Genomic DNA, 22,979 nt, shown 5'->3' with positions numbered 1-22,979 from the left:
CGCGCAGGACATCCATGAGGCTTAGTGGCACTTTATTGTTAAGCTTACCGTATGCCTGCGCTTGGCATGCGTTCCGTCTTTTGTATCGATAGGCTCTAGTGCCCATGCTTCCGAGCAAGTTCAGTTCCACACGCAGGCCCCGGCTGACGTTGCTGATAACGCTGACACTCATCGCGTTGGGCATGGCCCTATGGTACCTGTTGCGCTATGAAATCGCTGGCCATGAGGCGGTGGAGTGGCATGTGCCGGAACAGGTTGAATCCTGTGATCTACACCGTGGCTCTTGTAGTGCCGACCTTGGGGATGGGGCTCGCCTTACGCTATCCATCCCGGTTGACGGCGATATTCGTCCGCTGGAGCCATTGCCATTGGATGTTCAGATAAGCGGTATCGAGGCCACTGGAGCGGTGGTCTCATTCGAAGGTGTCGACATGGACATGGGAGTACATCGTTTTCCTCTGACAGCGTCTGGGTCTGGACATTTTCAAGGCCAAGGCCAAGTGGGCATCTGCACCCGGGACCGTATGATGTGGCGGGTACTTGTGGTACTGGACACCCCGAGAGGCCCTCTGGGAAGCTGGTTCGATCTTGAAGTGCAATATCCCGGAAACATGAGTTAGCGGATGTGAAGGGTGCCGGAAAAAAGCGATATCACAGGTTAGCCAGTGAAATAGAACAATTAGCCGGAATAGAGCAATTAGCTAAAACAGAACAATAGCCGAAGTCGAGCAGACAAGGGCATGGAGAGGTTCATGAATCGACGTTACCTGGGGGTGGGGGCTGGTGCCATTGTCATTCTGGCTGCCGCGGTGCTATGGACGCTCAAGCCTTGGGAAAGCCGTTCCCCTGAGGGGCTGATCGCCGGTGGGCCAATTGAACTGGCCTCGACCGAAGGGGACTTCTCGCTGGCATCGCTAGCCGATGATCAGGTTGCTGTCGTGTTCTTCGGCTATACATGGTGCCCCGATGTCTGCCCCATGAGCCTTTCGGTAATGCGCCAAACCCTGGATAGCCTCCCTCATGAACAGCAGAAGCGAGTTGTGCCTGTCTTGATATCCCTGGATCCGGAGCGGGATAGCATTGAGCGGCTACGAGAATATCTGGGGTTCTTCGGTGATGGATTTATCGGGGCTACGGGAAACCGAACACAGCTCGAGGATATTGCCGGACGTTACGATGTGGTCTGGCGCAAGGTCGAAGCGGAGGACTCCGAAGGAGAATACACGATCGACCATACGGCATATCTCTATCTGGTAGATCCGCAAGGAAGAGTATTGCAGCGGGTGCTCCATTCGCCGACTCCTGCTCCTTTGCAAGCAGCGTTGGCTGATGTGCTTGCCAGCGACTGAAATAGCCTGGGCGAAAAGAACATCGCCAGCCTGAAAGGCTGGCGATGAGCAGGATCGAGCAGAGGGGAGACCAAGCGCTTAGCTTAACCTTCGCTTTCCTCTTCTGCTGCCTTGTCTTCGGTTGCTGCCTTGTCTTCTTCAGCACCTTCCGCTTCTGCGGCAGGTGTCACATCAAGCAGTTCAACCTTGAAGATCAAGGTCTGGTTCGGGCCAATCGGACCTTGACCACGGGCGCCATAGGCTAGCTCGGCAGGGATGACCACTTCCCAAGTATCGCCCACTTTCATCATCTTCAGGGCTTCCTGCCAGCCTTCGATCACCTGGCCGACCTGGAAGGACACAGGCTCGCCGCGCTCATAGGAGCTGTCGAACACTTTGCCATCGATCAGCTTGCCTTCGTAGTTGACCTTGACGGTGTCGCCATCGGCCGGGGTTGCGCCGTCGCCGGACTCAAGTTCCTTGTACTGCAGACCGGAATCGGTAGTGGTGACGCCTTCCTTCTCGCCGTTTTCAGCGAGGAACTTGTCGCCCTCTTCCTTATTGGCCTTGGCCTCTTTCTCGAGCTCTGCGGCCAGCTTCTTCTGCTCCTCGGCACGCTTGGCCATGGCCTCCTGCTGGAACTTGGTCAGTGCTGCCGCAATCTCGTCTTCGCTCATCTGCAGTTCGCCGCCTGCAAACACATCGTTAACAGCGTCAGTGAAAGCCTCGGTGTCGAGGTCTTCAACATCTTGCTGAATGCTCTGGCCGAGAGTTACACCAAGGCTATAGCTGAGTTTCTCCTGATCGGTTTCCGGAGCGGAGAAGGCCAGTGGGGCTGCACCCAGCAGGGCGATCAGGGAGGCGGTAGTCAGCAGTCTCTTCATGGAAATCCTTTAGCTTCGTGAAGCACTACGAGTGAATGTCGGTGATGAGACTGTAACAGTTGGCCATTGGTTCCGCACTAAACCACAAGTGTCGGGCAACTGGCCGACCCGGCGACACGCTGGGAAACACTACCCAGCAGTATGTTATCGCCGTTTGTGCCGTGTGCTCCAATGACGACCAGGTCGCACTCTCGCTTGCGCGCAAAGCGCACGATAGTGCGCGATGGACGCCCTCCTTTGACGAAAGCGCGGACCTTCTCGACAGCAACTCCCATGTCAACGGCCCTGGACTTGGCCTGTACCGCGATTTCGGTGGCGTACTCCTTGAGCGCATCGTCGGGTATATCAACCTCATCAGGGCGGACCATGGAAAGTGATGCTTCCAGCAAGCTGTGGTGCTTGAAAACGCACAATATGTATATCTCCGCGCCTGTCAGCAGTTGCAGAGCTACCGCCTTTTCCAGAGCTTTCAAGGCACCCTTGGAACCATCTACCGCTACCAGAATTCGATGAAACATCGCAGGACCTCCTATCTACACAACGGCTAACTACACAACGGCTCATGGCTAGCGGAAGGCAACATCGCGCAGGAACAGAGATATCTGCGGGAACATGATCAGCAGCGCAGCGGCAAGGATCAGCAATAGCACGAAGGGAGGTGTGCCCTTGATCACGTCCAGGTAAGGACGTTTGAAGATGGCAATCGCGGTGAAGATATCGCAACCGAAGGGTGGTGTTGCCGAGCCTATCGCGACCTGCAGCGTGATCAGGATACCGACGAGTACAGGATCCAGGCCGGTAGCTTCGATAGCCGGCGTAAAAATAGGCGTCAGTACCAGAATGACGACGATGGGGTCGACGAACATGCAGGCAATGAAGAAGGACACACAGATCGCGATCAGCACCCCGGTGGGGCCCGCCTCATTGATACCTGCGGCCTCGAGCAGGGCCTGAGGAATCTGAGCGAAGGAAATGATCCAGGAGAAGCTGTTCCCCACGGCGACCAGAATGAACACGACAGCGGTGATCAGGCCCGTGGACTTGGAGATAGCATAGATCTGGGAGGCCTTGAGCGAGCGAAATACCACGAATTCCAGGAATATGGCGTAAAGCACGCAGGCTGCAGCAGCTTCAGTAGGGCTGAAGATGCCGCCATAGATCCCGCCGATGATGATGACAGGAAAACCCAGCGGCCAGAGTGCCTGGTAGACGGCTTTCATGCGCTCTGGCCAGGAGGTCCTGGGCTCGGTGGGGACATCCCGAATCACTGCGTATAACACGCAGTAGATAGAAAACATCAACAAGATCAGCAGCCCTGGGCCAATCCCGGCAATGAACAGTTCACCAATCGAGGTTCCGGAGATGACCCCGTAGATGATCATGCCAATGCTTGGAGGAATCAGGAAAGCAATGTCACTGGCGTTAATGATCAGGGCCAGGGTGAAGGAATCGGAGTAGCCGGCCTTGAGCATGCGTGGGCGCAAGGGTGAGCCCACCGCTACCACGGTTGCCTGGGTGGAGCCAGAGACGGCACCAAACAGGGTGCAGGACGCGGCGGTGGAAACCGCCAGGCCGCCTTTGATATGGCCGATGAAGGCCATGACCATATTGATCAGACGATCAGCGGAATGGCCGCGTGTCATGATATCCGCCGCCAGAATGAACATGGGTACGGCGATCAGCGAAGCGGGCCTGATGCCGGCCATCATCTGCTGGATCAGGGTATCCATCTGACCCAGACCATTGAACATCATGTAGAAACCGATGATTGCCGCAGTGATCAGCGGAATCATCATGGGAAAGCCCAGCAGCAACAGGGCTATCATGGTAACGATCATTATTGTTGTCATGGACGCATTCCTCTTGAAACCATGGTCTCAAAGTCGAGAACAGCCCCTGCCCTTTTGAGGAAAGCTTGTGGGCAGGCAATCAATGAATTCCGGCACATCGCTCGATCAGACCTCGGTCTCCGTATCCTTGTAACCATCTATCACCCCAGTGGAGAGGTAGACGTCTCTGGACATCATGTTCTTGATAGCAGTGAGAAAATACTGAATTCCCGTGATCAGGAAGCCAACAGGAACCCAGATATAGATGATGAAAATCGGGATGCTGAGTGCTGGAAGAACGCGCCCCTTGCTGTAAAGGTCGAGAACGTAGACGACGGAGTAATACAACAGGAAGAACATCACCAGCGAAGTGAATAGAGAGATGAAGATCATCAGTGCCTTACGTCCACCTACTGGTAGAGCGTCATAGATTGCCGACATGCGGATGTGGCGACCGTGCCGAGCAGCATAACCAATGCCCGCGAAAGTGATCATGATGATCAGGATGCGATTGACCTCCCCGCTGAAGAAGATGCTTTCGCCAAATACAAAACGGCCGATGACATTGGCAATGGTGTTGAATGCCATCAGCAGCACACCAGCAGCGAGGATGACCGCTTCGACCTTGCTGATAAGGGTATCGATTGTGCCTAGAATGCCAGGCAACCCAGAGTGGTAATTCTTTTCGGCTTCTTCGTCAGTCATGGTGTGTTTCTCTCTTGATGGGTAGATAGCCCGGAAAAGAGACCTCCCGAAACAACAAGGGGGCAGCATAGCTGCCCCCTTGGAAGACTGGGGCTGGTATTAGCCCTCTCCCTCTACGGCCTTGAGATCGGCCTTGAACTGGTCAAGCAGCTTCTTGCCGGTATCTCCCGTCATTTCCAGGAATTTTTCTTCCACCTGGGGAGCTCGTTCCTTGAAGACCTGAATCTGCTCATCGGTGAGACGGGTCACCGTGACGTCGTCAGAAGCTTCCTCGATCTTGGTCAAGGATTCTTCTGCCAAGCCCTTGATGTGCTCTATGGTGGTGTCATAGGCAGAGTCGGAGGCTTCCTGCACCAACTGCTTGTCCTCATCGGACAGGTCATCATAGAAGTCCTTGTTGGCCATCATCGCGGTAGTGAACCAGCCGTGACCAGTGAAGATCAGATTGGGAGACACTTCGTACAGGCCGCCGGACTCGATCCAGAAGATGGGGTTCTCCTGACCATCGATGACCCCTGTCTGCAAGGCGCCGTATACCTCACCCCAGGGAAGCGGGGTCGGGGTTGCTCCGAAAGCCCTGTAGGTTTCCGCCAGCAGTGGGTTGGTCATGGTGCGGATCTTCTTGTTCTTGAAGTCTTCCGGAGAGGTGACGGGGGTGTCTGCCGTGACCACCATTTCGCCCTCGGGGAACATCTTCAGCAGCTCCAGGCCGTGCTCGGCGTAAAGCTCGGGGAACATCTCGTTGATGGCCTTGCTCTCGTCGAAGAACTTGAGCACGGTCTCTTCATCGGTAGGCAGCAGATAGGGAATGAAGAAGATCTGGGCAGATGGGATAAGGGATCCGGTGAAGCCGGGGGACTGGTCAACGAACTGGATGATGCCGTTCTGGGCCTGCTCCATGAAGTCATCGGACTCGCCCAGTTCACCGAAACGGTAGACCTGAACAGTGTGATCCGAGTTCTCTTCGACGTACTTCTTGAATGCCTGAGCGTAGACGTCCTGTACGTCGCCCTCATATTCTTCGTGGGCATAGCGCCATGTATCAGCCATGGCGAAGGAGGACAGGCCAAGCATCAGAGCGCCGATGCCGGCACTGGTGAAAAGGTGTTTTGCCTTCATTATTGTGGCTCCATTTAAGGGCTTGTCTGGGCGAAATTTGTGAAAATTCTTTCACTTCAATGTCAAAATCATGTTGCGCATACAGCAGCAAAGCAGTAGCGCTGCCTGTTCAGCGGACACTGAAAATCAAGAGAAATATCCCGTGCGATGTATTTCAGGCTAGCGTGGGTAGCAAAGAGGGTCAAGCTGGGTTTCCAGCGTTGCAATCAGTCTAACTTGCGATTTTTTCTTTAATTCATGGTCAGAAAGTAGAACTTTTTCCAGACTTGGAAGAGGCTCGGGAAGAGGCGTTAACGTGCTATCTTTGAGGCTGATTTTCATGAGCCTGTTCATGGTCTCTCTCTCCGCCGCAAGCTCGGATTGCTTGATTTGCTCACGCAGGTTGTAGACAGCCGTAGAGCGGCATGACTCTGGCTTGAGCTTGCGACGGAGCCTGCGCAGGGGCTGCGTGACGTCGGCTTGCCAGCGATGTATCTCTGGAGCCAGCTCGCCGGCTTGTGCCCCATGCTGAAAAAGCCAGCAACGCCACAGCAGTTCGCACACATCCCAGCCATGCTCATCCTGCAGGCTGAGGCAGGCCTGCTCGACGCCCGAGCGGGCATAGAAGTCGACAGCAAACGTCCATAAAGGCTGTGCTGTCAGGCGCTGACGCAGTTGTGTCCCGAATTGGGTAGAATTGGTGCCCAAGATAGCGACCTTTACATACTTGATTGTGGCATCGCCGCCCATGCTGCTGAGTGTTGCGGTGGATGCCTTATGGAGTCTTGATGATTGCACTGCGCCAAGTGACTCTGCAACGTGGAGCCGAGCCACTGTTCGAAGGGGCCGACGTAACCCTGCACGCTGGCTACAAGGTGGGCATTGTCGGGCCTAATGGCGCCGGCAAGTCCAGCCTGTTCAGCCTGGTGCTAGGACAGATCAGCGCCGACAAGGGTAACGTCGAGATGAGTGGCGGGCAGCGCATTGCGCATATGGCCCAGGAGGTTGAGGCCCTGTCGCGCCCCATCGTCGATTACGTGCTCGATGGCGACACGGAGCTTCGCCGTACCGAGGCCGCTTTGGCCGATGCCCAGGTCAGTGGAGATCATCAGCGAGAAGCCGAGCTGCATGGCACCATCGAGGCGCTGGATGGGTATAGTGCCCCTTCCCGTGCAGCACAGCTGCTGGTCGGACTGGGTTTTTCCCAGCAGCAGCTGAGCCAGCCATTGTCTGCCTTTTCCGGTGGTTGGCGCATGCGAGCCAATCTGGCACGGACCCTGTTCATGCCTTCTGACGTCCTGCTGCTCGATGAGCCGACCAACCACCTGGACCTGGATGCATTGCTGTGGCTTGAACAATGGCTGATCCGTTATCCCGGGACCTTGCTGCTCATCTCTCACGATCGCGACTTTCTCGATGCGGTGTGCGACCACATTCTGCACTTCGATCGCCAACAGTTAGTGCTGTATCGTGGCAATTACACGACTTTCGAGCGCACTCGCGCAGAGAAGCTGGCGCTGCAACAGGCGGTTGCTGCCAAGCAGCAGGCACGACGCGAGGAAATCGAGAAGTTCGTGGCACGCTTCCGCTACAAGGCCACCAAGGCCCGTCAGGCCCAGAGTCGCTTGAAGATGCTCGAGCGCATGGGCACCATCGCGTTGGCTCATGTGGATTCTCCCTTCCATTTCACCTTGCCCTCTTCCGAAAAGACGTCTCATCCTCTGCTGGTGCTGGATGAGGCCACCCTCGGTTATCGCACTGCCGATAACGAGCATGTGCAGCTTGAGCAGGTGCGCCTTACCCTCTTGCCGGGGCAGCGCATTGGCTTGCTTGGCCCGAATGGCGCGGGCAAGTCGACCTTGATCAAGTCGCTTACCGGGGCACTGCCATTGCTGGCAGGTACACGAATACCCGGCGAACATCTGGCCATCGGCTACTTCGCCCAGCATCAGCTCGAAGGGCTGGACCTGGCATCGACGCCATTCCAGCACGTGCAGCGCTTGTCTCCCCGTGCGGCGGATAGTGAAATTCGTAGCTTCCTGGGAGGTTTTGGCTTCCCAGGTGATGATGTCTTTGCCGAAGTTGGCCAGTTCTCCGGAGGAGAGAAGGCCCGCCTGGCGCTAGCCCTGGTGGCTTGGCAGAAGCCCAACCTGTTGCTGCTCGACGAACCTACCAACCACCTCGACCTGGAGATGCGCGAGGCGCTGACCGAGGCCCTGGCAGCTTTCGAGGGGACGGTTATCGTGGTGTCACACGACCGGCACCTGCTCAAGGCCACCGTGGATGAGTTCTGGCGGGTCGCCGACCATCGTGTCGAGCCTTTTGACGGCGACCTGGAAGACTATCGCCTGTGGCTCAAGCAGCGGCTGGATGCGACGCGCCGAGAGGCCCGGGAGGAAAAGGCCGAGGCAGTCGAGGCGCCAAGGGAAGATCGCAAGGCCTCGCGCCGGGCGGCAGCAGAGCTGCGCGAGAAGCTGAGACCGTTGAAGCGTGAACGCGACAAGGCTGAGCAGGCCATGGAAAAAGTGCAGGAAGAACTGGCTGCCGTCGAGGGGCGTCTAGCGGATCCTGAGCTCTACACGGCAGAGGAGCGCAAGACCGAACTTACCGACAGCTTGGCGCGCCAGGGAGAGTTGAAGAGCCGCCTCGACGACCTGGAGCAGCAATGGCTGGCCGCCGAGGAGGCATTGGAGCAAATGAGTCAGGAATTAGCGGGCTGATACCGACTTGGCCCCGGTATCGGACTTGGCTTTGCGACTTGACTTGGCGCCTTGATGATCGGAGGCATTCATCTTGGCTGCAATGCGTTCACGTTCCTGGTGTTCATCGTCCAGGCTGCGCTTGGGCAGGAGCAGGTTGAGCGTGACGGCGGTAATGGCTGCGACGACGACGGGAGAGCCGCCGATCGCCAGCTTTAGCATGGGTGGCAGGGCATCCAGGGCTTCGGGGGCAGCATAGACGCCCAGGCTCAAGGCCAGGGCCAGGCTGGCGATAGTCATGTTGCGTGACGACAGTTCATCACGAGTCAGCAGTTGGATGCCTGTCATGGTGATCATGCCAAAGACGGTGATAGTGGCACCACCCAGCACAGGATAGGGAATGGTGGTCATCAGAGCGCCGAACTTGGGAATGACCCCGGCCAGTAGCATGAACACGGCAGCAAGGGCCAGCACTGTGCGGCTGACGACCTTGGTCATGGCGATGATGCCGACGTTCTGGCTATAGGAGGATGTGGGCAAGGCGCCGAACAGGGAACCCACCAGAGTGCACAGGCCATTGCCCAGCAGACCTCCGGACAGTTCCTTTTCTCCCAACTCCCGGTTCATGCCGCCGATGGTAGTGGCGGAAAGATCGCCAATGGTCTGTACCGAGTTGACCACGCAGATGATCACCATGGAGATGACCGCGGCAGCGGGAAACGTCAGTTCAAAGGGCATCAGCTGTGGAGCACTGAACCAGGACGCTTGATGTATGGGGCTGAAGTCCACCATGCCCAGGGCCAGGGACAACCCGTATCCGACAAGAATGCCACAGACGATGGCCGAAAGTTTCATGAAGCCGCGTGCAAACTGAGAGATGCACAGCACGACGAATAGCGTTGCCAGCGCCACGGCCCATTGAGCAGGTTCACCGAAGTGCGGATTCCCTATTCCGCCTGCCATGTAGCGAATGGCAATGTCATACAGGGACAGGCCGATCACCAGGACGACCACGCCAGCGACGACCGGGGGAAACAGGTGTCGCAATGGACGAATGCCCACGCCGACCAGCAACATTGCCAGGCCTCCGATCAGCTGTGCGCCGAGAATGCCACTGATACCGAATTGCGATCCGACGGCAGTGAGAGTTGGCACATAGGCGAAACCGACCCCGAAGATAGTCGGCAGTCGAGCACCAAAACGGTACACACCATATAGCTGGATCAGGGTGGAAATACCTGATGCCAGCAGGGAAATCTGGATCAATAGCAGGGTTTCTGCACTGGAAGCTCCCACGGTGCCTGCCACGATGATGGGCACTGTCACGGTGCCCATGACCATGGCAAGAATGTGCTGGAGTGAGAGTGGCAGAGCTCGAGTCAGGGGAGGGCGACCGTAGAAGTCGAAGACGGACCTGCTGCGGTGAGTTGTCATGGATACGCTCTTTGCCAGTTATTGTATACATTGGATATTTGGTAAATATTTCCAAAAACCAGCCTCGGGGGCCAGCACATAACGGCAAAATACGACCAAGGGATAAGAAGAGTGACACATATCACCGTTGTGGAATAACACCGCAACGGCAATATATGTGATTGATTTACATGAAGCTGGTCAGCTTTCCAGGAGGAAAGTGACAGGTCCATCGTTGATCAATGAAACCTGCATGTTGGCGCCGAATTCTCCACTGGCAACATGGGGCCAGCATTGCTGAGCCTGGTTCAACAGATAATGAAACAGCCGATCACCCTCGGCAGGAGGCGCTGCGCTGGAAAAGCCGGGACGCAGGCCCTTGCGAGTATCGGCAGCAAGGGTGAATTGGGACACCAGCAGCAGGCCGCCTTGAGCCTGTTGCAGGTTGAGGTTCATCTTGCCTTCGCTATCGCTGAATACGCGGTAGTGAAGCAGCTTGTGCAGCAAACGGTCCGCAGCGGCCTCATCATCTCCCTTCTCCACACCGATCAATGCCAGCAGACCGGAGTCGATGGCGCCGACAATGCGTGCGTCCACTTCCACACTGGCACGCTGCACGCGTTGGATCAAAGCTTTCATTGGGCAGGTTCCTGGTGCTTGTCATATATCGCGCCGGAGCCTACCACGGATGGATGATCAGGTGCCCCCTGTCGCTCACCAAGCCCTGCACACCATGATGTCGTAATGCAGTTCCGACAGCAGGTGCAGGATGATCTGACCACACTGCTCGGATGGGTTGTGGTTGCTCAACGCCAGCAAGTCCGGCGGTTGATGTCTGAGGTGGGACATCAGCACTTCCAGGGGATTCCCCTGTTCGAGAACGAGTTCCAGTTCTGGCACTTGTTCGAATTCGCTCATCAGCTGATCGACGTCCTGCTCCAGTTGTCGGCGAAGACGCGAAACTTCCTGGTCTCTCCACAGTGCGAAGCCACTGTCAGAGCCCAATTCGCGTTCACCGGGAATATTCCAGGCATGCAGCAGCTTCAGGCGCGCTTCAGGAAAGCGACACAGAGTCTCATGCAAGGTGCGTCGGCAGGCCAAGGAGAAGTCTACTGGTACCAGAATGTCATGCCATGCCCTTGCTGGGGGCTGGCTTATTATCAGAACGGGGCAGGGGGCACTACGCAATACTCGTGCAAGGGTTGTCCCACCGATCAGATCCGGGTGTCCTCGCTTGCGATGGGTACCGAGGATGATCATATCGGCCTGGCGCTCATGGGCTTCGCGAATGATTTCCGCATAGGGCGCGCCGGTGACGGTCTGGATCAGGTGAGCGGGTTCTTCGAATGCGTAGTCTTCGCGGAGGTCGGTCATGATCGACTGGATGTCAGCAACCACGGCACTTTCCAGGTCGTGCAGGACTCGGTGAGGCAGATAAGGGTCTAGGACATGCAGGATGTCCAGATGAGCACCTTGCTCGCTGGCCAAGCGAATGGCGCGCCCGAAGGCCGACCGATTTTCAGCAGACAGATCGCAGGCAAACAGCAGGGTTCGAGCCATGACACATCTCCCACACCAGCAGGTGAGCTCTTAGCATGGGCGCCCATGCAGGATCACGCAAGATACGATAAAGCTCTGGCCCATGATATTCAGTGGCCTCGAGGGCCCCTGAGCGGATACTAATGAGAGTTCTTGCGATGCAATGAACGTATGTGGTGAAGGATCACCATAGCGCATGGAAATGATGCACTGGTCCGCGCCCATGACCCACTGCCAGTTGACGGCTGGCGTCCAGCGCTTCATGCAGCCAGTGTTTGGCCTCACCGATAGCGGTAACGATGCGTTCATGGCCGGCATCGGCCGGCAGGTGAGCGAGCTTCGCAGCGATAGCTGACGAAAGAGCACACCCGGTACCATGCAGGTTGTCGGTTTCAATGCGAGGTGCCGGCAACCAATGATCGCCCTCCGGTGTGGCCAGCAGGTCAGGACAACTATCGCCGGCCAGGTGGCCCCCCTTGAGCAGCACATAAGGTGACTTGAGGGTTTTCAGCCCTGGCAGCATGGCTTCCATGGCATCGGGGGTGGTGGGTGGCGTCACTTCCAGCAAAACGGCAGCTTCAGGAAGATTGGGGGTAATGACATCGGCCAAGGGAATGAGAATATCGCGGACTGCCTCGATACCAGCAGCATCGACCAGGATGTCGCCACTTTTGGCTACCATTACCGGGTCGAGTACTATCCAGCGGGGGCGACGGGCTTCCAGAGCTTCTCGCAGCGTTTCGGCCACTTCGCGGCTGGACACCATGCCGATCTTGACGGCATCGATACGGACATCGTCGAGCAGATTATCCAGCTGGGTACGAATCGCCGAGGCCGGCACAGGATGGACCTCGCGCACTCCGCAGGTGTTCTGAGCGATCACTGCCGTGATCACATTGGTTGCATAGGTTCCGAGAGCGGAAAGCGTCTTGATATCGCCTTGCAGGCCTGCGCCTCCGGAAGGGTCAGAGCCGGCAATGGTCAAAGTGTGGGGAATGGGAGAAGGTACAGACATGAATCTAGCCCGAGTCATAGCGTGAGCCACAGCATACACCTTTTCTTTTCTCTGCCTGGACCTGATACGACATGTTGAGCCTGTTCGTGGTCGCCCTGGCCGGAGCCACCTTGCTTCCAGGTGGCTCGGAGGCCTGGCTGGCGGCACTCTGGTGTCAAGGTGCAACGCCATCAGGGCTGTGGCTTACCGCGACGGCAGGGAATACGCTTGGCAGCCTGATTAATGTGGCCATGGGGCGCTATGCTCGCCATTGGGAAGGGAAGCGCTGGTTCCCTGTCTCATCGCAGGCTTTGGCGCGAGCCGAGGGATGGTACCTGCGCGGAGGCGAACTCAGCCTGTTACTGTCGTGGCTGCCTGTCATCGGGGATCCGCTGACGGTGCTGGCAGGTATCGCCAGGCTGCCCTGGTGGCGTGCCTGTCTATGGATTGTCGTGGCCAAGGGAGGCCGATATGCCCTGATGCTGTGGCTGGCGGAGCGCTTTCTGGCCGGTTACTGTGAATGATGCCTTTGGGCAGGCCTTCTTTCGGCTCACATCCCGCATTCCACTGACACCAAGAAGGCACAGGGTCGCATCAAGCGACCCTGTGCCTTTGCCCACTTGATGGGCCGAGGGCACCTTCAACCCCGAAGCCATCATGCCATTGGTTCCACCGCTCCTGGCTGTTGCGGCTTGCAGCGAGCTTTCACTCAGAACTTGCTGGGCAACCAGGTGGCCAACTGCGGGAAGAACGACAGAGCCACCAACATGCCCAGCTGCAGCACGATAAATGGCACGACACCGCGATAGATGGCAGAAGTCGGTAATGACGCTGGTGCGACGCCTCGCAGGTAGAACAGCGCAAAACCAAAGGGTGGGGTGAGGAAGGAGGTCTGCAGGTTGATGGCGATCATGATGCCGAGCCACACCGGGTCGAGGCCCATGGCCAGTAGAATGGGGCCAACGATGGGTACCACCACGAAGGTGATCTCGATGAAGTCGAGAATGAAGCCCAGCAGGAAGATCACCAGCATGACGACGATGGTTGCGCCGACGACTCCGCCGGGCATGCTTTCGAAGACATGGGTGACAAGCTCTTCACCACCGTAGGCGCGGAAGACCAGCGAGAACAGGGCTGCGCCGATCAAGATCAAGAACACCATGGTGGTCACATGGGTCGTGGTACGCAGCACATCCTTGAGTGTTTCCAGATCGAGGCGACGATAGGCCAGAGCCAGAACGAAGGCTCCAAAAGCGCCTACGGCCGATGCCTCGGTGGGAGTGGCCAGGCCGGCAAGGATCGAGCCCAGAACGGCAATGATCAGCACGATGGGCGGTACCAGGCCCTTGAGCAACAGCAGGCCAAGGCCATCGCCATGCCCAAGCTCCTTCATCAGCTCTTCACGATCTGCGGGGGGAGCGGCATCGGGTCTGAAAAAGGCGACCAGGCTGACATAGAGCATGTAGACCGCCACCAGGATCAGGCCAGGAACCAGGGCTCCCATGAACAGGTCTCCCACGGACACCGTTTTAGGGCTGAAGATGCCCATGGCCAGCTGAGCTTGCTGGTAGGCAGAAGACAGTACGTCACCAAGCAGCACCAGAGCGATGGACGGCGGGATGATCTGTCCCAGCGTTCCGGTGGCACAGATGGTGCCGGTGGCCAGGGACGGGCTGTAGCCGCGCTTGAGCATGGTCGGTAGTGACAGTAATCCCATGGTCACTACCGTCGCACCGACGATACCTGTAGAGGCCGCCAGCAGCATGCCGACCAGAGTCACGGAGATGCCGAGCCCACCGCGCAGCGAGCCGAACAGCAAGGCCATGGCGTCAAGCAAGGTCTCAGCAACCTTGGACTTTTCCAGCAGCACGCCCATCAACACGAACAGTGGCACTGCCAGCAAGGTCGCATTGGTCATGATCCCGTAGAGGCGATTGGGAAAGGCGTTCAGGTAGCTGGCATCGAAGTTGGCATCGATACCAATGGCTTCCAGGCCATAGCCGAGTCCAGTGAAGGCCAGCGCGGTACCGGCCAGCGACAAGGCGACGGGATAGCCGAACATCAGGACAATGCAGATGGCGGCGAAGAGCACCAGGGGCATGTATTCCATCATCACAGGCGCTCCTCGTCCGCAGCATCGTGATCTTTCGTACTGGGATCGAGGCGCCCCGAGATGATCAATGCATTACGCAGGATCTCGACCAGGCCCTGCACGATCATCAATCCGGCAAACAGGGGAATCAGTGTCTTGAGCAGGAAAACCCCATGAATGCCTCCAGCATCCGGTGAGCCTTCGAAAATGGCCCAGGACTTGGCGACATAGCCAAGGCTGGCTGCAATGGTGAAGATCATTACCGGCAATAGCAGGAACACAGTGCCAAGCAGGTCGACCCAGGCCTTTTTGCGCGGCGACATGTCGCGATAGAAAATATCGACGCGCACATGGCCGTCATGCCAGGACAAGGCCTTGACAATCCAGTAGTCAGGACAAGGCCTTGCCCAAGTAGTCGGAAAAGGCGTCGAGGGCGGCAAGAGGCCTCGGTAAGCCGCGGAAGTGGGTCATGGGGAACTCGCTGCTGTATCCATTGCTTGGACAACACCGCGCACATGAAGCAGGCGAATGGAGGCGTGGTGTTGCCCTTTATTATCGTTGTGCTGGATGGCGTGATCATCCTGCACAGGCTAAGTGCCGACTATACGGTAAGCCGCTGAAGGATGTCATGAAAGTGAAGGTCGATGCTTTCTAGGCGCGCGAGTGATCGCAGTCCTGCATACTAGGTTCAGAGAAAGCGCAGGGCTGGCATCTGGTTGCTGGTGCTGATTCGTTCAGCGTTTCTCAGAGAGCGGGGTGTGCAGCAGCGATGGCAGACTTTGCGCTGTTGCAGGTGAGCATTGCCCGGCGGCAGGCCGAGGGTAGATGAACATCGATCGCCACCGGAAGATGGTCGGAAAACAGGTGATCGAGCACTTCAATCTTGTCTGCTTGCAGAGAAGAAGACAGCAGGATGTGGTCCAGCGCACGGCGAGGGCGCCAGGAAGGATAGCTCAGTGCAGGCTCGACAGGATGCAACGGGAAGGCATCACAGAAACGGTCGTGGGCCTGGATGCGCTCAGGAGTGCAGTTCATGTCTCCCATCATCACGACATGCTTCAAGGGAGAGATCAACTCGCTGAGATAGTCGAGCTGGCGCGTCTGCGAGCGTTGCCCCAGGGCCAGATGGACGATAAACAGATGCAGCGCATCTGGTCCTTCGCCAAATTGCGCATGAATGGCGCCACGTCCTGGCAGTGTGCCGGGTAAACGGTGCTCCTCCACCCGGCTGGGGGCGAGGCGGGATAACAAGCCATTGCTGTGTTGTCCCAGGCGACCCAGGTTGCGATTGAGCTGCTGGTAGTGATGGGGAAAGCCAGCGGATTCGGCCAGGTAATGCACCTGGTTAACCTGGTTCGAGCGAATGCTGCCACCATCGACTTCCTGCAACCCGACCAGATCGAAGCGGGACAGTGTCTCGGCGATGATGTCGAGACGCTGTTGGCGCTCAGGGTGTGGCAGCAGATGCTGCCAGCTGCGAGTCAGGTAATGATGGTAGGCCGACGTCTGAATACCCACCTGGAGGTTGAAGGTCACCAGCTTGAGGTGATCCTGCTCCTCTGGCAAGGATGTGTCAGGTATTGCCACGCCGGCCTTGAAGGTCATTCTTGGTTAGCCTCTTCCTGTTCGGAATTGTCGGTCCCTGCTGCGCGCTCTTCACGGACCTGATCAATCAGAGCTTCGGCCACCTTGGGCATGTTTTCCAGGCTTCCAGCACTGCTGGGGGACACGATGTAGCGGTTATCGACGATCAGTGCCGGAACGCCCATCAGCTCGAGGTTACGCATAGTGGCGCTGGCACGGTTGAGCTCCGACTTCACACCGAAGCCATTCAGTGCGCTCAGGGCATCTTCCTTACTGACACCGTAGTTGCTGAAGAATTCGGCAATATCGTCCGGCTCGGTCAGCTTCTGGCCTTGCTGATGCAGAGCATCGAAGAAGTCAGCGTGGACTTTATCGAGGATTCCCAACTGCTTGGCGGCATAGAAGGCAGTGGCATGCTTGACCCAGGTGTCTCCCAGGGTGGCAGGCATGCGCTCGAAATCGACGTCATCGGGAAGCTCTGCAACCCAGGCATTGAGCGGTTCTTCCAGGTCGTAGCAGTGCGGGCAGCCATACCAGAAGATCTCGGTCACATTGATCTTGGTGCTGTCGGTGCTCAATTCGACCGGATTCGGGGATACAGTATAGTCTTTACCTTCGGTCAGCGGGGCCGCGCTAACCAATGTCGACAAGCCAAGGCCAGCCAGACCAACCAAAAAAGACTTCAACATGAGACCTTCTCTCCTTGTATGGAATATCTGACCCCCAGTTCCTGAGGGTCGATAAAAGAACGCTGTTTTGAGTCTACAATGCCGCCAAGGTTCCCCGCACCTGCTACTCGGCATTGCATGTTTTTTCCTCGATCACTGCGCGGCACCTGGATCTAGCGTAGCCCCTGAATATAGTTGGCTACGGCCTGCATGTCGGACTCGCCCAGCTTGGTGGCCACATCGGTCATGATGTCATTGTCCCGAGTGCCGGCAGCATAGGCCTTGAGGCTGGTCACGATGTAGTCGGAGTACTGCCCGGACAATGCCGGATAACCAGCCGAGGCAATGCCTGTACCGCTAGGTCCATGGCAGGAGGAGCATGCAGGAATGCCTTGCTCGATATCGCCAGCACGATAGAGTTCCTGTCCTCGTTCGAGCTGCTCCGGGTTCGGGGAAGCCTCACCCTGCGGGAGTTCCTGGCTGGCAAAGAAAGCTGCCACATTCCAGGCATCCTGGTCACTGAATCCTGCCACCATGGCAGCCATTTGCGGCACCTGGCGCTTACCGTCCCGAATATCCATGATCTGCTGGGCGAGATAGGATTCATGCTGGCCTGCAAGATGGGGAAACAATGGAGCAGGGCTCTGCCCAGTCGGGCCGTGACAGGCGGAACATACCTTGGCCTTGTCGCGACCGGCGTCGGCATTGGCGTCGCTCTGAGCGTCGCCATGGGCGGTGCTGGTAGCACCAATGAGAATTGCCAGGCTTGCCAATATTCGTCTCATCGCTAGCTCACTTACCTGTGGTCGTTTTTATGTGCTCTTTTCGCCGGCGACCATAAGGGCACGATGGTATGATGGGGTGCCCGAGCATTGACGCCAATGGCTTCACTATAATCAATCGCTGCCGATGAGACACAATGTCTCCATCATCGGGTTTCTTATCTTCTTACCAGCAGGATGTTCTCTTCCCATGCCGCTCAAGTATTCCACGGCTCGTTTTCTGACCAGTGCACCCACGCTCGCCAAATGTCCGGTCGACAGCGGTGTGGAAGTCGCCTTTGCTGGACGTTCCAATGCGGGCAAGTCCAGTGCGATCAATGCCATCACCCAGCAGAAGGCGCTGGCGCGAACTTCCAAGACCCCTGGCCGAACCCAACTGATCAACATTTTCTCCCTGGGGGATGATGTCGATCGGCGTCTGGTCGATCTCCCCGGTTATGGTTACGCCAAGGTGCCAGAGAATATCAAGCAGGAATGGCAGCGCCATCTGTCGGATTACCTGCACCGGAGAGCTTCACTCAAGGGACTGGTGCTGGTCATGGACGTCCGGCACCCCCTGACCGAGTTTGATCTCGACTTGCTCGAGGTCGCAGATGATCGTGATCTGCCAGTGCATATCCTGTTGACCAAGGCTGACAAGCTGAAGAAGGGGGCCGCCAAGAATGCTCTGCAACAGGTGCGTTCAAGGCTGCGTGAATGGGAGGACCTGATCAGCATCCAGCTGTTCTCTTCCCTCAAGCGTCAGGGCGTGGAAGACGTCCATCAGCGCCTGGACAGCTGGATGGAAGATGAAACAGGTGTCGCAGGCTAGTGGCGCCAGCCCCCGTCGGCAGCAAGCAGTGCCTCGAGCTCAGTCACCTGGGGCAAGCGCACCACGCCAAGTGGCAGGGGATCGTTGACCAGAAGTTCGGTTGGAGCGATCCACACTGCCTGCATGCCCAGGCGCAGGGCAGGTATGGCATCTTCTTCCCATGAGTCTCCGATATGGAGTGTTTCATGGGGCTTCACGCCAAGCAACGCAAGCATGGCCAGGAATGGGCGAGGGTCTGGCTTGGGAGCAAGCAGCTCTCCGGCGGCAATGCGGTGCTGGAAGTGGCGTGACAGAGGAATACGCTGGAAAGCCACGTTGCCATTGGTGATGCTGCCGAGGCGATAGCTCTGCCTGAGCCTGCCGAGCATGTCGTCGACTCCAGGGAAAGGAGCAACCTTTACGCGCAAGGTGTGGAAGTGAGCCATGGCGAGAGCCGCCCAGAGATGAGCGCTGGCTCTGTTCAGGCCATTTTCTTCCAGCAGATGGGCCAGGGTTCGTTCACGCAACCAGGTAAAATCCCCGCGTCGCGTCCAGCAGCGTTTACCCAGTGCCACTCGCTCACGTTGGTAATCCTGCAGCGAGATGGGGGGTGTCAGTGGTTCGCCCCGACGCTGTTGCCAGGCAGCCAGCTCGCTTACCAGCCATTCGAAGTGACCGTGTTCGGTGCGGTGCATGACACCATCGTTATCCCACAGGGTGTCATCGAGGTCGAAGGTCAGAGCCTTGATCATGAGAGGTCTCGGTCTTTGCGCTTGGCTCTAGGATGAGCTTGATCATAACTCTGCGCCAGATGTTGCCAGTCGAGCCGAGTATAGACCTGTGTGGTCGAAAGGTTTGCGTGGCCGAGCAACTCTTGCACGGCGCGCAGGTCCTGGCTGGATTCCAGCAGATGGCTGGCAAAGGAATGACGCAGCCGGTGCGGATGCAGGTGTTCTGGCAGGCCACGACGCCTGGCCTGCGTGACCAACCGGCTCTGAATCGCACGATGGCCGAGGCGCTTGCCCTGCTGGCCGACGAACAAGGCCGTTTCCCCTTCTGCTGCCAGAGTAATGCGCAGTGCGAGCCAGACTTGCAGGGCCTCTCGAGCACGCCGTCCTACCGGGACCTGGCGTGGTTTGGAGCCCTTTCCTACCACGCGTACACGCTGGGATTGCAGATCGCTGAGGTCCAGCGCCGCCAGCTCCGCCAGGCGCAGGCCACTGGAATAGAGCAGCTCCAGCATGGCCTGGTCGCGCACCGATAACGGAGAGCCATCATGGGGCGTATCGAGAAAACGGGCCAGTTGGTCCACGTCAACGGGTTTGGGCAGATCTCGAGGGGTTCGTGGACCACGATTCAGTGTCACGGGATTATGTGTGAGGCGCTGGTGCTTGATCTGGTGCTCACAGAAACGTGACAGGGCAGCCCGGCGACGTTGCAGACTACGCGGAGCCAGGCCTCGTGCTCGCTCGGAGGCAAGGAAGCGGCGAATGCTGTTGCTATCCAGTGGCGTAGCTTCCAGCCCTTGCTCTGCGCGATAGGCCAACAATGCACCAAGGTCGCGTCGATAGGCATCCAGAGTTGCGGGAGAGGCTGTTTGGCCGAGCTCTTCAAGAAATTCGGCTACCTCTCCTTCCAGCTTGCCTGTCGGCGGATGGTCAGCCATGAGGGTGTCCATTGAGCCTTGTCGACAGGCGCACGAGAACATCCGCCAGATATTCGGTGAATAGCGTATCCATGCTGGCGCAGAAATGCTCCGGATCGGGGCTGGCCAGTACCAGGTATCCCTGGGGTTCGCCCAGGGTCAACTTGGCGATGGCGCAGGAGCCTGTCTTGGTAGGTGCCTTGGCATGGGGAATCAGGCGCTTCCAATCCGTAGGTGTCATACGAGTACAGCGACTGACGCGCCCTTCGAGCATGGCAGCCAGACGTTGGCCGGTATGTTCATCCAGCACATGGCGCGGTGCTTGAGGAGGCGTGGGTGCATTGTCAGTCAGGCTGGCAGGACACCATAGCGACACGGCCGGAGTCTGGAAGCGTTCGCTCAAATGAGTCGACAGGGCCTGGCCGAGTGCATCGTTGTCCTCTGCTTCCAGCAACGCCAGCATCAGCTCTCGCGTACGTCGATACTGGGCCTCGTTATGGCGTGCTGAATCCAGCAGTTGCTCAAGACGTTGTTCGGCACTCTGAGAGCGCTGGCGCAGGTCGTGTACCAGACGCTCAAGCAGAGACGTGGCGCCTTTGGTTTCGGGATGGGGCACCGTGAGCTGCTGCAACAGGCCCTCGCGCCCGACGAAGAAATCCGGGTGCCGAGCCAGCCATTCGGCCACGCGATCCGGGTCAAGGGTCTTGCGCGGCTCGGGGGCAGCTTGAGACATGGGGTTGTTCTCCCTTGCAAACGGCCTGTTATTTATCGATAGACCTTATTATTCATGGATGGGTCTTTATTTATGGATAATCGGTGCCCGATCCCTATTTCAATAGCACTCGACCATCGTAAACCCGCTCTGCGGGGCCCGTCATGATCAACGGTGAGCCATCGTCGTCCCAGCGAATGCTCAGGTCGCCCCCAGGCAGTCGCACCTTGACGGGACTCGTCAACAACCCTTGACGAATGCCGCTGGCAACTGCCGCGCACGCCCCGGTGCCACACGCCAGGGTCTCGCCACTACCGCGTTCGAAGACCCGCAGGCGAATTTCCTGAGAGGATACCACCTGCATGAACCCGACATTGACCCGCTTGGGGAAGCGGGGGTGTGCCTCGATGACCGGCCCAAGATGTTCGACGGGAGCGCTATCGACATTATCGACGCGCAGAACCGCATGGGGGTTGCCCATGGATACTACGCCAATTTCGACATGCTCGCCGTCTACATCGAGTCCATGACGCAGCAGGTCTGCGTCGGCCTCAAAAGGCAACGACTCAGGAGTGAAGCGTGGCGTCCCCATATCGACACTGACTTGATCATCGTCGAGAACATTCAACACCAGAGGCCCACCTGCGGTTTCCACCTTGATCTGGCGCTTATGGGTCAAGCGCTTGTCGAGTACGAAACGAGCGAAGCAGCGCGCTCCGTTGCCGCAGTTTTCTACCTCACTGCCATCGGCGTTGTAGATACGATAGCGGAAGTCCATGTCGGGATCCCGGGGGGGCTCGACGATCAACAGCTGGTCGAAGCCAATCCCGAATCGGCGATCAGCCAGGCGCCGGACTTCATCAGCATCCAGTCGGGCCCGCTGGGTGACCAGGTCGACAACCATGAAATCGTTGCCGAGCCCATGCATCTTGGTGAAGTGCAGTAGCATCAGCGCGGATCCTCCAGCAACGTTTCGCCGGCCCACAGATCACTCAATGTCTCGCGCTTGCGCACGACCTGATAACAATCGCCATCGACCATGACCTCAGCGGCCCGAGGGCGACTGTTGTAATTCGACGCCATGACGAAACCATAGGCTCCGGCGGAACGCACTGCCAGCAGATCTCCCGGGGCGATGGCCAGTTCACGTTCTTTACCGAGAAAATCTCCCGTTTCGCATACGGGGCCAACGACATCATAGATGGCTGCGTCGCGGGGTTCGCGGGTGTCAACGGGGAGAATGGCCTGCCAGGCCTGATACAACGCTGGTCGAATCAGATCATTCATTGCTGCATCGACGATGGCGAAGTTCTTGGTCTCACCGGGCTTGAGGTATGTCACCCGAGTCAGCATTGTGCCTGCATTGGCGGCAATGGAGCGCCCCGGTTCGAACAGCAGGGTCAGTTGCTTGCCACCTTCCCAGCGAGCCAGGCGATCGAGCAACTGAGAGGCGTAAGCGAAGGGTTCGGGTGGCGTTTCATCACGATAAGGCACACCCAAGCCTCCACCGAGATCCAGGTGATCGACTTCGATACCTTGTTCACGCAGGCGGTCGAGAAGCAGCAACAGGCGTTCCAGAGCATCAAGGAACGGCGCGGTGTCCGTCAGCTGAGAGCCGATATGACAGTCCAGGCCAGCGACACGCAGGTTCGGCAGAGAAGCTGCCTGCTGATAGACCTCGAAGGCCTGCTCCACCGGGATACCGAACTTGTTGTCCTTGAGGCCGGTAGAAATATAGGGATGAGTGCCGGCGTCCACGTCAGGGTTGACGCGCAGGGAAACCGGAGCAATGACGCCGAGACGGCCAGCTACTGCGTCAAGTCGTTCCAGTTCAGGACGCGACTCCACGTTGAAGCACTTGATGCCCACTTGCAGGGCCCGGGCCATCTCGTCTTCCTGCTTGGCGACACCGGAGAACACCACCTTGGCAGGATCTCCGCCTGCTGCCAGTACGCGTTCCAGCTCGCCTACGGAGACGATGTCGAAGCCAGCGCCCAGGCGTGCCAGCACGTTGAGCACGGCCAGGTTGCTGTTGGCCTTGACGGCATAGCAGATCAGGTGCGGGTGTTCACCCAGGGCATTCTGGTAGGCCTTGAAGTGACGCTCCAGGGTGGCCCGGGAATAGACATAGCAGGGGGTTCCCACTTCATCGGCAATACGTGCCAGGGGCACCTGCTCGGCATGGAGCTGGCCGTCACGATATTCGAAATGATCCAT

At 57.8% G+C, this 22,979-nt stretch carries 25 protein-coding genes; 5 read left to right on the top strand and 20 right to left on the bottom strand.

The genetic code is table 11. The annotated features are described in order from the left end of the window. Positions 1-104 precede the first annotated feature (104 nt). Together E4T21_RS19710 and E4T21_RS19705 are read left to right on the top strand one after the other, a co-directional pair. Entirely contained in the window at positions 105-620 is a 516-nt protein-coding gene (locus E4T21_RS19710; RefSeq protein ID WP_149286653.1) for a hypothetical protein, read from the top strand. A 132-nt stretch (positions 621-752) separates the two neighbouring features. After that, the gene (locus E4T21_RS19705; RefSeq protein ID WP_149286652.1) at positions 753-1,349 is read left to right on the top strand and encodes an SCO family protein; all 597 of its coding nucleotides are present in this window, start codon (positions 753-755) and stop codon (positions 1,347-1,349) included. 83 nt (positions 1,350-1,432) lie between these two features. On the opposite strand, the gene E4T21_RS19700 is transcribed toward E4T21_RS19705, so the two are convergent. The 6 genes from E4T21_RS19700 to E4T21_RS19675 all read right to left on the bottom strand — a co-directional run bounded on the left by E4T21_RS19700 (position 1,433) and on the right by E4T21_RS19675 (position 6,552). After that, a complete protein-coding gene (locus E4T21_RS19700) occupies positions 1,433-2,212 on the bottom strand; it encodes a BamJ family beta-barrel-assembly machinery protein (RefSeq protein WP_149286651.1) in 780 nt (259 codons plus the stop codon). 77 nt (positions 2,213-2,289) lie between these two features. Next, positions 2,290-2,730 carry a universal stress protein gene (locus tag E4T21_RS19695; RefSeq protein ID WP_149286650.1) on the bottom strand — a complete coding sequence of 147 codons (441 nt, stop codon included), beginning with the start codon at positions 2,728-2,730 and terminating at the stop codon, positions 2,290-2,292. Positions 2,731-2,778: 48 nt separating this feature from the next. Continuing rightward, a complete protein-coding gene (locus tag E4T21_RS19690) occupies positions 2,779-4,062 on the bottom strand; it encodes a TRAP transporter large permease (protein ID WP_149286649.1) in 1,284 nt (427 codons plus the stop codon). A 105-nt stretch (positions 4,063-4,167) separates the two neighbouring features. Continuing rightward, positions 4,168-4,746, bottom strand: a complete 579-nt coding sequence (locus tag E4T21_RS19685) for a TRAP transporter small permease (RefSeq protein ID WP_149286648.1) — start codon at positions 4,744-4,746, stop codon at positions 4,168-4,170. Between the two features lie 99 nt (positions 4,747-4,845). Further along, positions 4,846-5,865: a TRAP transporter substrate-binding protein gene (locus E4T21_RS19680; RefSeq protein ID WP_149286647.1), complete on the bottom strand. Its 1,020-nt coding sequence runs from the start codon at positions 5,863-5,865 to the stop codon at positions 4,846-4,848. Between the two features lie 159 nt (positions 5,866-6,024). Further along, a complete protein-coding gene (locus tag E4T21_RS19675) occupies positions 6,025-6,552 on the bottom strand; it encodes a TIGR02444 family protein (protein WP_187775049.1) in 528 nt (175 codons plus the stop codon). Between the two features lie 80 nt (positions 6,553-6,632). On the opposite strand from E4T21_RS19675, the gene E4T21_RS19670 reads away from it, so the two are divergent. Beyond that, the gene (locus E4T21_RS19670) at positions 6,633-8,564 is read left to right on the top strand and encodes an ATP-binding cassette domain-containing protein (protein ID WP_149286645.1); all 1,932 of its coding nucleotides are present in this window, start codon (positions 6,633-6,635) and stop codon (positions 8,562-8,564) included. Here E4T21_RS19670 and E4T21_RS19665 read toward each other — a convergent pair. The 4 genes from E4T21_RS19665 to thiD form a co-directional block, all read right to left on the bottom strand. After that, positions 8,553-9,977, bottom strand: coding sequence for a uracil-xanthine permease family protein (locus E4T21_RS19665; protein ID WP_149286644.1), 1,425 nt, complete (start codon positions 9,975-9,977; stop codon positions 8,553-8,555). The two genes, E4T21_RS19670 and E4T21_RS19665, sit on opposite strands and share 12 nt — an antisense overlap. Before the next feature lie 180 nt (positions 9,978-10,157). Then, on the bottom strand, positions 10,158-10,595 hold the full coding sequence (gene dtd / locus E4T21_RS19660) for a D-aminoacyl-tRNA deacylase (protein ID WP_149286643.1): 438 nt from the start codon (positions 10,593-10,595) through the stop codon (positions 10,158-10,160). A gap of 75 nt (positions 10,596-10,670) precedes the next feature. After that, the gene (locus E4T21_RS19655; RefSeq protein ID WP_149286642.1) at positions 10,671-11,516 is read right to left on the bottom strand and encodes a universal stress protein; all 846 of its coding nucleotides are present in this window, start codon (positions 11,514-11,516) and stop codon (positions 10,671-10,673) included. Between the two features lie 163 nt (positions 11,517-11,679). Then, on the bottom strand, positions 11,680-12,510 hold the full coding sequence (thiD, locus tag E4T21_RS19650) for a bifunctional hydroxymethylpyrimidine kinase/phosphomethylpyrimidine kinase (RefSeq protein WP_149286641.1): 831 nt from the start codon (positions 12,508-12,510) through the stop codon (positions 11,680-11,682). Between the two features lie 71 nt (positions 12,511-12,581). Between thiD and E4T21_RS19645 the strand changes: the two genes are divergently transcribed. After that, on the top strand, positions 12,582-13,013 hold the full coding sequence (locus tag E4T21_RS19645) for a YqaA family protein (RefSeq protein ID WP_149286640.1): 432 nt from the start codon (positions 12,582-12,584) through the stop codon (positions 13,011-13,013). Between the two features lie 185 nt (positions 13,014-13,198). Here the strand turns inward: E4T21_RS19645 and E4T21_RS19640 are convergent, their stop codons facing one another. The 5 genes from E4T21_RS19640 to E4T21_RS19620 all read right to left on the bottom strand — a co-directional run bounded on the left by E4T21_RS19640 (position 13,199) and on the right by E4T21_RS19620 (position 17,618). Beyond that, a complete protein-coding gene (locus E4T21_RS19640) occupies positions 13,199-14,602 on the bottom strand; it encodes a TRAP transporter large permease (RefSeq protein ID WP_149286639.1) in 1,404 nt (467 codons plus the stop codon). Further along, positions 14,602-14,952 carry a TRAP transporter small permease subunit gene (locus E4T21_RS19635; RefSeq protein ID WP_240349227.1) on the bottom strand — a complete coding sequence of 117 codons (351 nt, stop codon included), beginning with the start codon at positions 14,950-14,952 and terminating at the stop codon, positions 14,602-14,604. Before E4T21_RS19635 ends, E4T21_RS19640 begins: the two co-directional genes overlap by 1 nt. Positions 14,953-15,325: 373 nt before the next feature. After that, the gene (locus E4T21_RS19630; RefSeq protein ID WP_149286637.1) at positions 15,326-16,186 is read right to left on the bottom strand and encodes an endonuclease/exonuclease/phosphatase family protein; all 861 of its coding nucleotides are present in this window, start codon (positions 16,184-16,186) and stop codon (positions 15,326-15,328) included. Continuing rightward, positions 16,183-16,854, bottom strand: coding sequence for a thiol:disulfide interchange protein DsbA/DsbL (locus tag E4T21_RS19625; protein ID WP_149286636.1), 672 nt, complete (start codon positions 16,852-16,854; stop codon positions 16,183-16,185). The genes E4T21_RS19630 and E4T21_RS19625 overlap by 4 nt, the downstream gene beginning before the upstream one ends. A 152-nt stretch (positions 16,855-17,006) precedes the next feature. Beyond that, a complete protein-coding gene (locus E4T21_RS19620) occupies positions 17,007-17,618 on the bottom strand; it encodes a c-type cytochrome (RefSeq protein WP_149286635.1) in 612 nt (203 codons plus the stop codon). Positions 17,619-17,805: 187 nt separating this feature from the next. Here E4T21_RS19620 and yihA point away from each other — a divergent pair, with 187 nt between their 5' ends. Next, complete coding sequence (gene yihA, locus E4T21_RS19615) at positions 17,806-18,426, top strand: ribosome biogenesis GTP-binding protein YihA/YsxC (protein ID WP_187775048.1); 621 nt, start codon at positions 17,806-17,808, stop codon at positions 18,424-18,426. Here yihA and E4T21_RS19610 read toward each other — a convergent pair. From E4T21_RS19610 to lysA, 5 genes are all read right to left on the bottom strand, one after another. Then, positions 18,423-19,157, bottom strand: coding sequence for an HAD family hydrolase (locus E4T21_RS19610; RefSeq protein WP_149286633.1), 735 nt, complete (start codon positions 19,155-19,157; stop codon positions 18,423-18,425). The two genes, yihA and E4T21_RS19610, sit on opposite strands and share 4 nt — an antisense overlap. After that, positions 19,154-20,071 (bottom strand): tyrosine recombinase XerC, encoded by a 918-nt coding sequence (locus E4T21_RS19605; protein ID WP_149286632.1) that lies wholly within the window; start codon positions 20,069-20,071, stop codon positions 19,154-19,156. The genes E4T21_RS19610 and E4T21_RS19605 overlap by 4 nt, the downstream gene beginning before the upstream one ends. Continuing rightward, positions 20,064-20,783, bottom strand: coding sequence for a DUF484 family protein (locus E4T21_RS19600; protein WP_149286631.1), 720 nt, complete (start codon positions 20,781-20,783; stop codon positions 20,064-20,066). The genes E4T21_RS19605 and E4T21_RS19600 overlap by 8 nt, the downstream gene beginning before the upstream one ends. Before the next feature lie 94 nt (positions 20,784-20,877). Then, the gene (dapF, locus tag E4T21_RS19595; RefSeq protein ID WP_149286630.1) at positions 20,878-21,711 is read right to left on the bottom strand and encodes a diaminopimelate epimerase; all 834 of its coding nucleotides are present in this window, start codon (positions 21,709-21,711) and stop codon (positions 20,878-20,880) included. Continuing rightward, entirely contained in the window at positions 21,711-22,979 is a 1,269-nt protein-coding gene (lysA, locus tag E4T21_RS19590) for a diaminopimelate decarboxylase (RefSeq protein ID WP_149286629.1), read from the bottom strand. Before lysA ends, dapF begins: the two co-directional genes overlap by 1 nt.

The organism is Halomonas binhaiensis, from assembly GCF_008329985.2.
GTDB classification, from domain to species: Bacteria; Pseudomonadota; Gammaproteobacteria; order Pseudomonadales; family Halomonadaceae; genus Halomonas; species Halomonas binhaiensis.
This window is presented reverse-complemented; position numbering and strand designations above follow the sequence as displayed.

Bases quoted from the DNA above. Each gene is read 5' to 3' on its own strand.
- dtd (WP_149286643.1), bottom strand. From the start codon at position 10,595: ATGAAAGCTTTGATCCAACGCGTGCAGCGTGCCAGTGTGGAAGTGGAC.
- E4T21_RS19625 (WP_149286636.1), bottom strand. From the start codon at position 16,854: ATGTTGAAGTCTTTTTTGGTTGGTCTGGCTGGCCTTGGCTTGTCGACA.
- yihA (WP_187775048.1), top strand. From the start codon at position 17,806: ATGCCGCTCAAGTATTCCACGGCTCGTTTTCTGACCAGTGCACCCACG.
- E4T21_RS19670 (WP_149286645.1), top strand. From the start codon at position 6,633: ATGATTGCACTGCGCCAAGTGACTCTGCAACGTGGAGCCGAGCCACTG.
- E4T21_RS19605 (WP_149286632.1), bottom strand. From the start codon at position 20,071: ATGGCTGACCATCCGCCGACAGGCAAGCTGGAAGGAGAGGTAGCCGAA.
- E4T21_RS19610 (WP_149286633.1), bottom strand. From the start codon at position 19,157: ATGATCAAGGCTCTGACCTTCGACCTCGATGACACCCTGTGGGATAAC.
- E4T21_RS19700 (WP_149286651.1), bottom strand. From the start codon at position 2,212: ATGAAGAGACTGCTGACTACCGCCTCCCTGATCGCCCTGCTGGGTGCA.
- E4T21_RS19695 (WP_149286650.1), bottom strand. From the start codon at position 2,730: ATGTTTCATCGAATTCTGGTAGCGGTAGATGGTTCCAAGGGTGCCTTG.
- E4T21_RS19680 (WP_149286647.1), bottom strand. From the start codon at position 5,865: ATGAAGGCAAAACACCTTTTCACCAGTGCCGGCATCGGCGCTCTGATG.
- E4T21_RS19645 (WP_149286640.1), top strand. From the start codon at position 12,582: ATGTTGAGCCTGTTCGTGGTCGCCCTGGCCGGAGCCACCTTGCTTCCA.
- E4T21_RS19665 (WP_149286644.1), bottom strand. From the start codon at position 9,977: ATGACAACTCACCGCAGCAGGTCCGTCTTCGACTTCTACGGTCGCCCT.
- dapF (WP_149286630.1), bottom strand. From the start codon at position 21,711: ATGCTACTGCACTTCACCAAGATGCATGGGCTCGGCAACGATTTCATG.
- E4T21_RS19690 (WP_149286649.1), bottom strand. From the start codon at position 4,062: ATGACAACAATAATGATCGTTACCATGATAGCCCTGTTGCTGCTGGGC.
- E4T21_RS19640 (WP_149286639.1), bottom strand. From the start codon at position 14,602: ATGATGGAATACATGCCCCTGGTGCTCTTCGCCGCCATCTGCATTGTC.
- E4T21_RS19630 (WP_149286637.1), bottom strand. From the start codon at position 16,186: ATGACCTTCAAGGCCGGCGTGGCAATACCTGACACATCCTTGCCAGAG.
- E4T21_RS19710 (WP_149286653.1), top strand. From the start codon at position 105: ATGCTTCCGAGCAAGTTCAGTTCCACACGCAGGCCCCGGCTGACGTTG.
- thiD (WP_149286641.1), bottom strand. From the start codon at position 12,510: ATGTCTGTACCTTCTCCCATTCCCCACACTTTGACCATTGCCGGCTCT.
- E4T21_RS19705 (WP_149286652.1), top strand. From the start codon at position 753: ATGAATCGACGTTACCTGGGGGTGGGGGCTGGTGCCATTGTCATTCTG.
- E4T21_RS19600 (WP_149286631.1), bottom strand. From the start codon at position 20,783: ATGTCTCAAGCTGCCCCCGAGCCGCGCAAGACCCTTGACCCGGATCGC.
- E4T21_RS19655 (WP_149286642.1), bottom strand. From the start codon at position 11,516: ATGGCTCGAACCCTGCTGTTTGCCTGCGATCTGTCTGCTGAAAATCGG.
- E4T21_RS19685 (WP_149286648.1), bottom strand. From the start codon at position 4,746: ATGACTGACGAAGAAGCCGAAAAGAATTACCACTCTGGGTTGCCTGGC.
- E4T21_RS19620 (WP_149286635.1), bottom strand. From the start codon at position 17,618: ATGAGACGAATATTGGCAAGCCTGGCAATTCTCATTGGTGCTACCAGC.
- lysA (WP_149286629.1), bottom strand. From the start codon at position 22,979: ATGGATCATTTCGAATATCGTGACGGCCAGCTCCATGCCGAGCAGGTG.